Origin of the sequence: Pontibacter silvestris, assembly GCF_020907275.1 — a bacterium.
GTDB lineage: Bacteria > Bacteroidota > Bacteroidia > Cytophagales > Hymenobacteraceae > Pontibacter > Pontibacter silvestris.
On record NZ_JAJJWI010000012.1, the window covers coordinates 24,685 to 37,740 of the forward strand.

The window sequence follows — 13,056 nt, forward strand, 5'->3', positions numbered from 1 at the left end:
GGCAAAACAGATGTTGTGCATTTTGCAAAGATACAGAAATTTAGTGTGCGCTGTATTTTGTAGCATTTGTAGTTTAGACTAAATCCCCTTCCTTTACGATATGTATCTTTATCTTGAAAAGAAGGCAAGGCTATGGAAAAAGGCTGAATTAACTTTATCGCTCCTTTACATTGGCAACAATGACAATTAGCTGGACTACCAAAGTTGTTATCTGTGAAACATACTACTCCTTTTTAGCCTTTGAAAGTTTGAAGCGAAGCGTGGTTCCTTTACCCAACTCACTTTTTACGGCTATAAAAGAACGGTGTGCCTCTATGATATGTTTGCAAATAGCCAGTCCTAGGCCTGTACTGCTGGTGTCACGAGCCCGGCTCTTATCTATTCGGTAAAAACGTTCGAAAATGCGGTTGATGTGCTCCTGCGCTATACCTTTTCCATCGTCTTTTACCGTTACTGTATACTTCTTGCGCCCTTCATCAAAGAACACCCATATATTTCCTCCCTGGCGGCCATACTTAATGGCGTTGTCTATCAGGTTAATGAATACCTGCCGTACCCGACCTGGGTCAGCGTAAAGCAAAATTTCTTCGTCTGGTTTAACGACCAGGTGCAACGTTATTTCGCTTGATGCAGCCTTTTGTTCCAGTTGTTCAAATACCTCCAACACGAGTTGCACTACGTCGAAATTACGCTTCTGCATTTTTACAACTCCCTTTTCGAACTGAGATATACTGATAAGGTCTTGCACGAGAGCATCCAGGCTATCCAGGCTTTTGGCTGCTTTTTGCAGGAATTTATCGCGTACCGCAGGGTCGTCCATGGCGCCGTCCAGCAGGGTGTGTATAAAACCTTGTGCGGCAAAAATAGGCGTCTTTAGCTCATGAGACACATCTGCCAGAAAGTCGCTGCGCATAACCTGGAGATGCTTCAGCTCATCGATCTCCTGCTGCTTTCTTTCAGCAATAAGATATATCTCGTCCTTGATTTTGGTCAGTGGGTCGGCAATAAAAATGGACTTGCTTTCTACCTTCTTAAAGTCCTGTTTCTTTATCTTTTCCAGGCTGGAGTAAACGTTCTTTATTTCCTTAAAAACAAGAGCCTCATAAGAAAAGTGAACCAGGAAAAAGCAGGAAATGAAAACTATTACTAAGGCAACTATCAGGCCTTCTGAGGAAAAGTAGCTGGCTAAAGCAAGAAAGGCGGTAAGCACTAATGCTACCGCCAATGATATGATAAGGGCAAGCGTACGGGAATTAAAATTCATTCTTTAGTCGGTGTTGAACTTATAGCCCACGCCTTTTATAGTTCTAATGTTGTTTTCACCTATTTTCTCACGAACTTTTCTGATGTGTACATCTACTGTGCGGGCTATTACAAACACATCGCTACCCCACACGTTGTTCAGGAGCTCTTCACGGCTGAAGACTTTGTTTGGCGTGGCAGCTAAGAAGGCCAGCAGTTCAAACTCTTTTTTAGGTAAAGTGATTTTTTCATCGCCCCTATACACCGCAAAGCTGGTGCGGTCTATACGGAGGTCTCCAATTTCTATTGTCAGGTCTTCCTCCTCCTGGTTCATTTCGCGCCGTGCGAAGGCAGCCAAGCGGCTTAATAATGCCCGTGGCTTTATTGGCTTTACTATAAAATCATCAGCACCGGCATCAAAAGCGGCAACTTCTGAGAATTCTTCTGCGCGAGCTGTCAGAAAGATAACGTGCGTGTTACGGAAGTCATTTATTTCTCGCAGTTGCCTGCAGGCGGCTATACCATCCAGCACCGGCATCATTACATCCATCAGAATAATGTCCGGTTTAAATGTTTTGGCTTCTTCAATAGCTCTTTTACCATTGTCGGCCTGCGCTACTTCATAGCCTTCCTTCGTCAAATTATACTGTAGCAGTTCCACGATATCCGGATCGTCGTCTACTACTAAGATTTTGTAGTTTGATGCAGTTTGCACAGTCTTTATATGGATTAGGTTTTGTAATGGGAGTACTATTACCAGCTGCTGTGCATACTTAAAGCAGATGCAGCTGTTTAAGCTATTCTACTACTGTAATGCCCAAATACCTAAACAAATATACTATACTATTTAGCAACTTACTTTACGATAATTAAATCATAATATTTTCTTAACATATAGATAGCGCTTTTAAAACAAAAAGCCAGCTGTTAGGCTGGCTGCAGTAGAATTAGTTAGTGGCGATTAACATTTTGTGTTTAAGGTTCTTGTATTCATAAAGGTTTACCTTAAGAGAGCCGACAAACATTTCTGCTTTAATTAGAACAGGTATTTTGTTGTTATCATCAGACAAATATACGGTAATAGCGTTCTCTCCTTTAAAAAGCTTGTTGCTAGGCATCTTTGGCTCCAGTTTAATAGACCTTATGTCTCCGGCTTTCGTGCTTACTGTTTCACGACCTTTATAAACTACTTCCATGTTGAAAGTTTCTTGATCAAAAAAGCCCTGCACTTTAATTTTATCGCCTACACGCATTCTGTCATAGTTCAGTGTGCGTAGGTAGTAAAAGCCACTTACTATGTCCTGCACATTATCCGGGACTTTATACGAACCAGTTTCTTTTGCCCTGGACTTTTTCTTTTTCTCTACAAAGGCAGTATTGTTATAGTGGTTAAAGTCTACTGTTTCGCGTTTGCGGTAGTTACCTTCTTCTATATTCTGGAAAAAGCGTTGCGGTACTAGTGCCGATGTGTCAATATAAGATTGCCAGGTATCCCGGACTTTAAGGAAAAGATCGAAAGAGCCTGTAGTTTTGCCATATACCGTAGCTCTATAACAAGGTCTGTTATTTACTTGATGTAATTGTGGTGCAACGTCTATTACTGCTTCTGCTGCGGTTATTGGTCCGTAATGCACTTTATACTTTAAAATCTCACCTGCAGAAAAGCTTTCATTAGGAATATTAGTCATTTGTTTTTTGGCTATAAAGCCAGTCATAACCAAAAGAGCCAAAAAAACTACCGGGAAAGTCTTCATCATATTACTCTGAAATTATGGGTCAGCTGTACAATACTGGATTAATCAACTATTATACCAACTGTCACATTTACATAAATATAAGGAGATATCTACAGGTAACAAACTTATATCAAAGCAAAAAGGTGCCATAGCTTTATGGCACCTTTTTAATTACTTATAGCTTGGGAACAGTGTTCATTCAGCAGTCGTATCCTCAAGGGCTGCGGCTACTTTCTCTGGTTCACCTTTCACAATAGCTCTGATTTTACCTTCGATATCTTCCATCAGTTCTGGATTGTCGAGCAAAATCTGTTTTACGCCATCACGTCCCTGGCCCAGTTTATCACCGTTGTAAGAGAACCAGGAGCCTGACTTTTGTACAATGCCTAGCTCAACACCTAAGTCAAGAATCTCGCCTACTTTAGAGATACCCTCACCATACATAATGTCGAACTCAACCACTTTAAAAGGAGGGGCAACTTTGTTCTTCACTACTTTAACACGTGTGCGGTTACCTGTAATGTTATCAGCACTTTCTTTAATCTGGCCAATACGGCGGATATCAAGACGTACAGAAGCATAGAACTTAAGCGCGTTACCACCAGTTGTAGTCTCTGGATTACCAAACATTACACCGATTTTCTCACGTAACTGGTTAATGAAGATACAGCAGCAGCCTGTTTTGTTGATAGTACCCGTAAGCTTACGCAGTGCCTGAGACATTAAACGTGCCTGCAGACCCATTTTGCTATCTCCCATATCTCCTTCCAGTTCACCTTTAGGTACCAGGGCGGCAACAGAGTCGATAACAATAATATCTATAGCACCTGAGCGAATAAGGTGATCAGCAATTTCAAGGGCTTGCTCACCATTGTCAGGCTGGGAAATCAATAAGTTTTCTGTATCAATGCCAAGTTTCTTAGCGTATCCCTTGTCGAATGCATGTTCTGCATCGATAAAAGCAGCCAGGCCACCTTTGCGTTGTGCCTCAGCAATGCAGTGCATGGTAAGAGTGGTTTTACCAGAAGATTCCGGACCATAAATCTCTATAACACGGCCACGTGGCAAACCGCCTATGCCCAAAGCAATATCTAGCCCAAGTGAACCAGTAGAAATAGCAGGAACATCCTCCACATGGTTGTCACTCAACTTCATAACAGTACCTTTACCGAATGTTTTGTCGAGCTTATCTATGGTCAGCTGTAGAGCTTTTAATTTTTCGTTGCTTACGCTCATGTGTGTTTAGTTAAATAGCTTTATTATTGAAGGTGAAATTACTACTTTCGGCATCAATTTGCAAGAAAGTAAAAGACAATTTTGCTAATTTTTTTAGTTTTAAGCTGCCTCTTATTTACAACAATAACAGCAGCAGTTTTGTGCCACTATTGTATAATATTTATGCGTTTTTTTAAGCTTAATATACTTTTATTTCTTTTGTTTTACAGCAGTTTAGCTTATTGCCAGTTAGACAACAATGGACTGCTGCAAAGGGTGCCTGTTAAACCAGAAAATGCTAAAGAAATTAGGGCTGAAGTGTATGCTTTAGGTTACTTCAGGAACAATGAGTACTTTAATAAAATTGCGGATGGTTATACCTTATTTGGTTACCAGTTAAATCCCTCGCTCATATACTATCCTGCCTCTTTTGTGCGTCTGGAGGCAGGTGTTTTTCTTCGGAAAGACTTCGGTAGTAGTGGTTATCAGAACATACTTCCTACCTTCCGAGCCAAGGTGCAAAAGGAAAACTGGGCGTTAGTGTTTGGTACGCTGGAGGGAAGCCTTAGTCATGGTTATATAGAGCCGCTATATGACTTTGAGCGCGTTATAACAGACCGGGTTGAAAACGGTGTACAGTTCCTCCTTAATACTGATCGTGTAAAGTTGGATGCCTGGATAGACTGGAGAAACATGATTTACGAAGGCGACTCTACTCAGGAAGATATAGCAGGGGGGGGCAGTGCTGCCTTAGCGTTGCTTAATAAAGAAGGGCGGTTAGGTCCGGGGCATAACCTGGAGCTCAGGCTTCCGGTGCAGTTTACAATGCAGCACAAAGGCGGGCAGATAGATGCCTCCGATTTACCGTTGCTAACTGTGGTTAATGCAGCTGCTGGTTTAGAACTGGCACAACACTATCCATCTTATCTGGCTGTGGAAAGATTATACACGAAGAACTATTTGGTAGGTTTTAAAACAGTGTCAGGAGTAGAACGAATGCCATACGAGAACGGTCATGGCCTTTATTTTAATGCTGGTGTAGATACTAAATATGCTGATGCTATGCTTAGCTACTGGAAAGGCAACGGCTATGTGGCTGAACTGGGAGGGAAGCTTTATCAGTCTGCGTCTACTACTTATAAATATCCTGATTACTTAGAAGAGAACAGAGAGTTGCTGGTACTGCGTCTGATGAAAGACTTTGAAATATTAGATAATCTTACCCTTACTGTGCGTTTGGAGCCGTTGTATGATTTCAATAGTTCAGAAATAGAGTTCTCGCATTCCTTTTTCGTAAATTTAAATACAGGTTTTTTTGTAGCAAAATCAAAAAATTAGAGCTCATTGTTTGGCTACTGCTGTTGCCTGTGTTTCTGCTTTACGCTGTTTCATTTGCTCGAAATCCATGCGAGTCATGGCGTAATAAATTAGATACAGCAATTCATCAGAGTCTGCGCCACAGTAGTCGCTTCGTAAAATGCCTTCCTGCACAAAGCCACAATCTTCTGCCAGCTTACCATACAGCTTGTTAAATAGAGTGCTTCGGAGGTAAACTTTGTTCAGGCTAAGCATATTAAAAGCAAAGTCTACAACAGCTAGCAGTGCCTCTTGTGCATAAGCTCTGGTGTTGGGCCAACAGGTGAAACACACACCTATTTCAGCCTTGGGAACACGGTGGGCAAAGTTCTTAAGCGCGACATCTTCTATATAAGAGTAGATGCTCTTTAACCACACTCCAAAGTCAAACACTTGGTGGTTATTCCATTCCGTCTGAAGTTGCATTACTTGCATTCTGGCATCATCCACCGTGTTCCCCTTCCTCTGAAAGCAGGATCTAAAGCCGGTGTGTTTTCCTGTACAAGGCGCATAAAGTCATGTTCGTCACCTTCCTGGTATGGCCTGAGAAGCAGATTTGTAGTATAAAGTTGTTTATCTAAGCATTGTGGTAAAACATTGTATAAAAAGCTCATCGTGTTAGCACGTTACAGGTTGAAACGGCCGTTAGATATTCTGGCTCTTTAATAATACGGTAAGAGCATAAAATTGAGGATGTGCAAATTAAGTGTAGCTACATAAGTAATGCGTTTGCTTAACCGTTTCAGTTTGTTTCCGTTTTTAAATAAAGTAGTTCGATTAAACAATCTAATTAACCTAGATAACAAAATGGGAAACAGACTTGAAGGTAAAGTAGCCATTGTAACTGGTGGCGGAAGTGGCATAGGCGAAGCCATTTGTAAAAAATTCGCTAAAGAGGGAGCCAAAGTAGTAGTAGCTGGTTTGCCAGAAGACCCTGTAGAAGATGTAGTAAAGGAGATTCAGGAGACAGGCGGTGTAGCAATTCCTTTTTCAGGAGATCTTTCTTCGTTGGCTAATGCACAGAGCTGTGTTGAACTGGCTGTAAAGCAATATGGTAAACTCGACATACTGATAAATAATGCAGGTACCTTTCCGGAAACGAATATGCTCTCTGATTTCACGGAAGAAGCATTTGACTACCTCCTGAAGAATAATAACAAAACAGTGTTTGCCATGAGCAAAGCTGCTTTGCCGGAGCTGCAGAAAACCAAAGGTAACATTGTAACTGCTGGTTCTGAGTCAGGTATACTGGGTATTGCTCAAAATGTACCTTACGGTGCCTCCAAAGGTTTTAACCACGCCTTTACAAAGGGGTTAGCGGCAGAGCAGGCTCAGAAAGGCGTACGATGTAACGTAGTGGCGCCAGGCCCTATTGACACTGGCTGGACACATAAAGAAACAGGGCCAATGGATAGCCAAATGGAGAAAATGGTGACCCAGGCCACTATCTTAGGTCGTAGAGGTACACCCGAAGAAGTAGCAAATGTGTATTTGTTCCTGGCTTCTGATGAGGCATCTTATGTATCTGGCGCTGTTTACCCGGTTGACGGAGGTACACTAATAGCTAAAGGCCCTGCTGGTGAACTGGCTGCTGATAGTATGAAGAAACAACCAAAAGAAGAATTAGATCTGGAACACTCTAAAGAGAGCCATACGTCAGTACGGAAGTAAACATGCTTAGAAATTGACAGAAGCCGGGTTAGTACTAACTAGCCTGGCTTTTTTATGTATAAGACGGTATCTTTTAGGTTTATATAAATGAATCTGTGCAGGGGTATGTAAAGGCTCTATAGGCGCTTTTTCTTTAGGTTGATTCCTGAGCCTGAAGGAACGAGTGATTGACTTTGCAAATATGTAGTACCGAAGCGTGTTTTAGGAATAATATGGCAAAAGCAAAGTCGGTGGCAATTTACATTTCTGTTAGTACAATGCTGAGATATAAGTGCAGATGAAGCCCTTGTTTTGTCTGCGTTTGGCAAAGTAGATTATAATGAAAATAAATCGAGCTTAAAAAGGCTGTCGTGGTTTTATGTGCCAGTGTTTTTATTTACAGCGAACATTGCACCTGCCAATGAAATACTATTGATAGCCTGTTTCTTAACCTCTTAGAGCCATACTAGCGGTAACTTTAACGCTTTGTCGTATTTTAACTCTACAGATCCTTACTGCTGCAGGAAATGATACGCGTGATGTTTAGGGCTTTTAAGTTGCTGCTGCACCATCATCACTTCTAGGGTATGTGCTACTTCGTTGAAGAACTCGAGCCGGCGAATCAGCATTTCTTTTTGCAGAACAGTACCTGTAGCTGTTTTTATACAGGCTTTTTTATCTTTCAGCACGCGGTGTATTACATCGTTTACCTTTTCTTCGTTTTGATGGTACCACTGTTGAAAGTCATATGTACACTTTACTCCTGGTGTAACGGATGTAAACTCTAACCATAAAGCCTGAGGATACCAGCCAGCAAATCTATTTCTAAGGGAACGGAAACATTGTAAGGCATTGAGCGTGTTTCCAGCGGGCTGTTAAAAGCTTCCGTTATAGTAGCCAGGTTATTTTTTAAACGTAGAAATAAAGCAGCAGCTTCCATGTAGTTTATAGCCGGAATTAATGTAGGATGTACTTAACAAAAATACATGAATTTAATTTACTTCCAAGTGGCTGATGTAGTTAAGGCTGCTGTACATAATTAGCGTTTAATGGCTGTACCTGTTTTAAAAGAGCAGGTAAGGGTAGCAACAGTTTACAGCAACTCCTGAATGATTCGCTCTACTGTATAACCTTCAGCCTCTGCTTTAAAATTACGTACGATACGATGGCGGAGTATAGGTAAGGCTACAGCTTGTACATCTTCAATATCCGGGCTATATTTGCCGTTGAGTATAGCATTACATTTTGCCCCAACTATTAGGTTTTGTGATGCTCTTGGGCCAGCTCCCCACTCAAGGTATTGGTTAGCTTGTGGCGACGCCATAGGAGCATTAGGCCGGGTTTTATGCACCAGTTTTACTGCGTACTCTACAACGTTGTCAACTACAGGCACTCTTCTTACCAACTGTTGAAAAGCTAGAATATCATCGGCATGTAAAATTCTGTTTAATGTGCCTTTCACAGCGCCGGTTGTATTTTTAACAATCTGCAACTCCGATTCGTAGCTTGGGTAGTCCAGGGCAATATTGAACATAAAGCGATCAAGTTGTGCTTCGGGTAGAGGGTAAGTACCTTCCTGTTCAATCGGGTTCTGTGTGGCTAGTACAAAGAATGGCTTTGGGAGGTCGTATCTACGGCCTGCTACAGTTACAGCATGCTCTTGCATGGCTTCCAGCAGTGCCGCTTGTGTTTTGGGAGGTGTTCTGTTTATTTCGTCTGCCAAAACAATATTAGCAAACACAGGGCCCATCACAAATTTAAAGTTACGGTCATTGTCCAGAGTTTCGGCTCCTACTATATCGGAGGGCATGAGGTCCGGTGTAAACTGTACCCGGCTAAACGACATGTCCAGTGAAGAGGCGATAGTCTGAATGAGTAGTGTTTTAGCAAGCCCCGGAACACCTACCAGTAAGCAATGCCCCTGACAAAAAACAGCTGTGAGTACTAATTTGACTACTTCTTCCTGCCCTACAATTACTTTAGATATTTCGGAGGTTAACTCGCGGTAAGCATGATGTAGCGCATCGGCTGCTTCTTTGTCAGAGGTATATTGCTTCATATGTGTCGTTACTGGGTTAATTGAAGTACCTGACAATTTTGGTACTCCGGATCAATTTCTATAAAAACGCTATCTAAGTTCTTACGGAACCACGCATCCACCGCTTTATTTTGTTTCTGGCTAAGTGCCGCCGCTGCTACTTTCTGATAGTCATCGTCCAGGTTAGCCAGGTGTGGTCTTGACTTTGACTTCAGATATAAAATTCTTACGGCTGCTTTGCCATCTTCCGTGGTATATGAAACAGGCTCCGTTATTTCACCTACCTGTAACGTATCAATGGCAAAAAAGATAGAAGGATCTACCTGGTCCATCGGGAAATAGGTGCTACCTGTAGCGCGGCTGGTAAGCATACCACCGTTATCTTTCGTATTCTTATCGTCAGAGAACTCTTTTGCAGCCTTAGCAAAGGTAAGGCTGTCATTTTGTATCAGTGTACGGATACTGTCCAGTTCAACTTCAGCTTCCTCTATGTCAACAGTTGCTGTGGCTGGTTTAATAAGAATATGGCGGGAGTTAAACTGTTGCCCTTTTCGCTCAATCAACTGAATCAGGTGAAATCCAAACTGCGATTCTATCACATTAGAAATCTGCCCTGGTTCTAACCTTAGTGCAGTTGCTTCGTATTCTGGCACAAGTTCTTTTCTTCCAAAGAAGCCAAGTTCACCACCAGCCTCTGCCGAGCCGGCGTCTTCAGAATACTGCTTGGCTAATGTAGCAAAGTCCTCGCCGGCAAGTATACGTTTGCGTATGTCTTCCAGTTTCTGACGAGCCTCTTGCTTTTGCTGTTTACTTACCTGAGCATACCTTACAATCTGACCAATCTCAACTTCGCTGGAGAAATAAGGTAAGCTGTCTCGAGGAATTTCATTAAAGTATTTCTTTATCTCTTTAGGTGTTACAGTTACCTTACTGGTAATTTCCTGCTGCATTTTCTGGGCAATCAGGTTATCACGTACAGTGCGGCGCAGGTCTTCTTTTATTTGGTTGATACTTTTACCAAAGTACTGTTCCAGGCGCTCCACACCACCTACCTGAGAAGCCTGATACTGAATACGTCTGTCCAGTTCGCTGCTTACCATTGCATCTTCCACTGTAACAGAGTCAAGTTCAGCGCGGGCAAGTAGAAGCTTATCCTGTACTAAAGACTTAAGAATATCGCATTTCAGGTCCTCATTTGGCTGTTGCTTGCTCTGTGTAAGGTACTGTAAATAGCTGAACTCCAGGTCAGATTTCAGAACGACCTGATTATTTATTTTTGCTATGATGCCATCTACTTTACGTTGCATAGGAGCCTGAGCAAAAGTTGTAACTGTGGTTACTACGAAGCAGAGGGCTACATAGCTGAGTCTGTAGATCAGGGTTTTCGTTTTCAATTTCTTTAACATTATTTATGAGTATGCGCTGCATATTCAACGCACAAATTACTGCTTTATTCTGAATTTACACTTTTCTTGCCTTTTGCAAAGACAAGTCCAAAGTAAACTGTGTCACTTGTTAATTAATTTTTCTACTTCATCCTGCTTAACTTTTACAGGATACTTTTCCCGGAGTTGGTTTACCCACTGTTGCTCCAGGTAATTCTGATAGTCTGATATGGTAATCCCACGTACTTCATTGAGTTGCTTGTAGCTAGGCTCCAGCACATCACTGATAATAATCAGGTACTCGCGGCCATTAAGCTGTGTGGTGTAGGTTCCTTTTTGCCAGTTCACACTATCCAAGGCTTTGTTTTCACCTTTCTGAAACTTCTTCTCTGTTATTTGCACCCCAAGCGGGTTACCTGCATTCAGTTTATCTGCCAGAGCGCTAAAATCAGAAGAGTAAAGTGTAAAGGATACTCTGCGGTTGCGACGCCGGCCTGTTTCTGTGTTATTAGGGCCTGCCTGCTTTGTTTTTCCGAATGCACCTGCATTTAGCTGTTCTGCAGCAACACCTTGCTCCACCAGGTACTTTGCAGCCTGTTTAGCCCTTTCTTCTGCCTGAGCGGCTGTTTCATGGGCATCGGTGTGACCATTTATGTCTAAAGATAAACCCGGAGTTCCTTTTAGTAGTTCTGCCAGGTCGTTTAATTTTGCTTTAGACTCGGCGTTAAGTTCAGCGCTGTTCTGTGCAAAAAGAATATCGGTAATGCTGGCGCTCTTTACAGGGTAGCGACGGTTTGCCAATTCTGCCTGGGCTTTCTCCAAAAGCTCTTTGTTGGCAGCACTTACTACAGTTGCCTGCACCCGAGGTCCCCATTTGTAGTTTTCTTTATTCTGCTCAAAAAATGCCTGTAAACCTGTAGAGTCTTCTATTGCTTTGGACCAAACTTTTTCATCCATCAGTTGGAAAAGCAGAATACCATCGTGGTACTCCTTTACCAGCATGCGGTAATCAGTATATTTGTTCTCCAGGTTTTCCTTTTCGTATTCTATCAGGCTCTTGTCTACATAAGCATTGTAAAGCAGGTTCATAGTATGCTCCGGAGTACCTGTAACGCGAGGCTTTTGCTCTGCCTTCACATAGCTAAAAAAATCTCCTGTTGTGTATTCTTTGCCCTGAATAGTAAAAAGGGTTTGCTTCAGTGCTTTGTCACTCTCATCATATGTCCATTTTGCCTGCAGCAGATCATCACTGGCTTTGTTTAGCGCCTCCGTTTTAGCAGAGGCTTGCTCTGTAAAGTTGTTTTCAGCTTTGATGCGCTTTAGAAAAGCTGTTTTATTAAGTTCTGAACGCGAGTCTTTCGCTATTTTATTACGGAGGTTCTGCTCCAGGTTCTCATAAGGAGGCAGCCCCCGTTTGTCAATCAATTTAATAATGTGCCAGCCGTACGGCGTGCTGACAGGCTTGGCAATATCGCCCTCTTTCTGCAAGGCAAAGGCTGCTTCTTCAAAAGAAGGAATCATACGGCCCGTGCCAAACCAAGGCAGTTCTCCACCGTTTGAGGCAGAGTTTGCATCTTCAGAAAACTCTGAAACCAATTTATCCCAACTCTCATTTCGCTGTACACGCTTATAAATAGCATCTACGCGTTGTTTGGCAGCTAAAGAGTCAGCCTTAGGCATGCCAGGTGACGTACGCACCATAATGTGTGCTACTTTCACTTCTCCACGGGCTGGGCGCACATCGTTTACTTTAATTAAATGGTAACCGAAGCGGCTGCGAACCGGCATAGATAGCTGTCCGGGAGCAGTTTTATAGGCGGCATCCTCAAAAGGATATACCATCTGCATAGCTGTAAAGTAACCTAAGTTGCCGCCATTGTCAGCAGCTGATGGGTCCTGAGAGAATTCTTTTGCTACTTTACTAAAGTCTTCTCCGTTTACAATTCGCTGGCGCAGTTCCATCACCTTATTGTAGGCAGCCAGTGTGTCTTCCGGGGCAGCATCAGGAGAAAGGTTAATAAGAATATGGGATGCGTTTATTTCCTGTTGCATGCGGTCGTAAGCCTCTCGTACCAGCTTATCGGTTACGCTTTTCTCTGTCAGGTATGGCTGGGCCAACTGTTCTTTGTAGCCCTCCAGTTCACGCTTGAAAGCCGTAGTGGTGTCTAGGCCGCGGCTCTCTGCTTCCAATACCTTTAGCTTAAAGTTTGTATAAAGGTTAAGGTAGTCATTTAAGCTTTCGCGGGTATAAGCATCTTCGCTGCCGGCATTGTTTTTTTCATAAACATAGCGGAATTCAGAAGAGGAAACAGGCTGGGAGCCAAGTGTAACTATAACGGGTTCTTTGGAATCATTCTTCTTGGTTGTAGTACATCCGGCCATAAGCAAGGCGGCTACTGCAACAAGTAAGTGGTTGCTGCGCATAAGTAGATTA

The 13,056-nt window shown here is 42.5% G+C and carries 12 protein-coding genes; 2 read left to right on the forward strand and 10 right to left on the reverse strand.

Annotation, left to right across the window (positions count from 1 at the left end; translation table 11 throughout):
- Positions 1–223 precede the first annotated feature (223 nt).
- The 4 genes from LN995_RS12270 to recA form a co-directional block, all read right to left on the reverse strand.
- Entirely contained in the window at positions 224–1,264 is a 1,041-nt protein-coding gene (locus LN995_RS12270; RefSeq protein ID WP_229961369.1) for a sensor histidine kinase, read from the reverse strand.
- A 3-nt stretch (positions 1,265–1,267) separates the two neighbouring features.
- The gene (locus LN995_RS12275; RefSeq protein ID WP_229961370.1) at positions 1,268–1,957 is read right to left on the reverse strand and encodes a response regulator transcription factor; all 690 of its coding nucleotides are present in this window, start codon (positions 1,955–1,957) and stop codon (positions 1,268–1,270) included.
- A 232-nt stretch (positions 1,958–2,189) separates the two neighbouring features.
- Positions 2,190–2,999, reverse strand: a complete 810-nt coding sequence (locus LN995_RS12280) for a DUF3108 domain-containing protein (protein ID WP_229961371.1) — start codon at positions 2,997–2,999, stop codon at positions 2,190–2,192.
- Between the two features lie 174 nt (positions 3,000–3,173).
- A complete protein-coding gene (gene recA / locus LN995_RS12285) occupies positions 3,174–4,214 on the reverse strand; it encodes a recombinase RecA (protein WP_229961372.1) in 1,041 nt (346 codons plus the stop codon).
- Between the two features lie 255 nt (positions 4,215–4,469).
- Between recA and LN995_RS12290 the strand changes: the two genes are divergently transcribed.
- On the forward strand, positions 4,470–5,531 hold the full coding sequence (locus LN995_RS12290; RefSeq protein WP_229961373.1) for a hypothetical protein: 1,062 nt from the start codon (positions 4,470–4,472) through the stop codon (positions 5,529–5,531).
- 3 nt (positions 5,532–5,534) lie between these two features.
- Here the strand turns inward: LN995_RS12290 and LN995_RS12295 are convergent, their stop codons facing one another.
- Both LN995_RS12295 and LN995_RS12300 read right to left on the reverse strand, forming a co-directional pair.
- Complete coding sequence (locus tag LN995_RS12295) at positions 5,535–5,984, reverse strand: GNAT family N-acetyltransferase (protein ID WP_229961374.1); 450 nt, start codon at positions 5,982–5,984, stop codon at positions 5,535–5,537.
- Positions 5,975–6,163 carry a hypothetical protein gene (locus tag LN995_RS12300; protein WP_229961375.1) on the reverse strand — a complete coding sequence of 63 codons (189 nt, stop codon included), beginning with the start codon at positions 6,161–6,163 and terminating at the stop codon, positions 5,975–5,977. The genes LN995_RS12295 and LN995_RS12300 overlap by 10 nt, the downstream gene beginning before the upstream one ends.
- Positions 6,164–6,356: 193 nt before the next feature.
- On the opposite strand from LN995_RS12300, the gene LN995_RS12305 reads away from it, so the two are divergent.
- On the forward strand, positions 6,357–7,220 hold the full coding sequence (locus tag LN995_RS12305; RefSeq protein WP_229961376.1) for an SDR family NAD(P)-dependent oxidoreductase: 864 nt from the start codon (positions 6,357–6,359) through the stop codon (positions 7,218–7,220).
- A gap of 491 nt (positions 7,221–7,711) precedes the next feature.
- On the opposite strand, the gene LN995_RS12310 is transcribed toward LN995_RS12305, so the two are convergent.
- The 4 genes from LN995_RS12310 to LN995_RS12325 form a co-directional block, all read right to left on the reverse strand.
- Positions 7,712–7,888, reverse strand: a complete 177-nt coding sequence (locus LN995_RS12310; RefSeq protein ID WP_229961377.1) for a hypothetical protein — start codon at positions 7,886–7,888, stop codon at positions 7,712–7,714.
- A gap of 404 nt (positions 7,889–8,292) precedes the next feature.
- Entirely contained in the window at positions 8,293–9,258 is a 966-nt protein-coding gene (locus tag LN995_RS12315; protein WP_229961378.1) for an AAA family ATPase, read from the reverse strand.
- 8 nt (positions 9,259–9,266) lie between these two features.
- Positions 9,267–10,631, reverse strand: coding sequence for a peptidylprolyl isomerase (locus LN995_RS12320; protein WP_229961379.1), 1,365 nt, complete (start codon positions 10,629–10,631; stop codon positions 9,267–9,269).
- A gap of 114 nt (positions 10,632–10,745) precedes the next feature.
- Positions 10,746–13,046 carry a peptidylprolyl isomerase gene (locus tag LN995_RS12325; RefSeq protein WP_229961380.1) on the reverse strand — a complete coding sequence of 767 codons (2,301 nt, stop codon included), beginning with the start codon at positions 13,044–13,046 and terminating at the stop codon, positions 10,746–10,748.
- Between the last annotated feature and the right edge of the window lie 10 nt (positions 13,047–13,056).

Bases quoted from the DNA above. Each gene is read 5' to 3' on its own strand.
- LN995_RS12270 (WP_229961369.1), bottom strand. From the start codon at position 1,264: ATGAATTTTAATTCCCGTACGCTTGCCCTTATCATATCATTGGCGGTA.
- LN995_RS12280 (WP_229961371.1), bottom strand. From the start codon at position 2,999: ATGATGAAGACTTTCCCGGTAGTTTTTTTGGCTCTTTTGGTTATGACT.
- recA (WP_229961372.1), bottom strand. From the start codon at position 4,214: ATGAGCGTAAGCAACGAAAAATTAAAAGCTCTACAGCTGACCATAGAT.
- LN995_RS12295 (WP_229961374.1), bottom strand. From the start codon at position 5,984: ATGCAAGTAATGCAACTTCAGACGGAATGGAATAACCACCAAGTGTTT.
- LN995_RS12300 (WP_229961375.1), bottom strand. From the start codon at position 6,163: ATGAGCTTTTTATACAATGTTTTACCACAATGCTTAGATAAACAACTT.
- LN995_RS12305 (WP_229961376.1), top strand. From the start codon at position 6,357: ATGGGAAACAGACTTGAAGGTAAAGTAGCCATTGTAACTGGTGGCGGA.
- LN995_RS12315 (WP_229961378.1), bottom strand. From the start codon at position 9,258: ATGAAGCAATATACCTCTGACAAAGAAGCAGCCGATGCGCTACATCAT.
- LN995_RS12325 (WP_229961380.1), bottom strand. From the start codon at position 13,046: ATGCGCAGCAACCACTTACTTGTTGCAGTAGCCGCCTTGCTTATGGCC.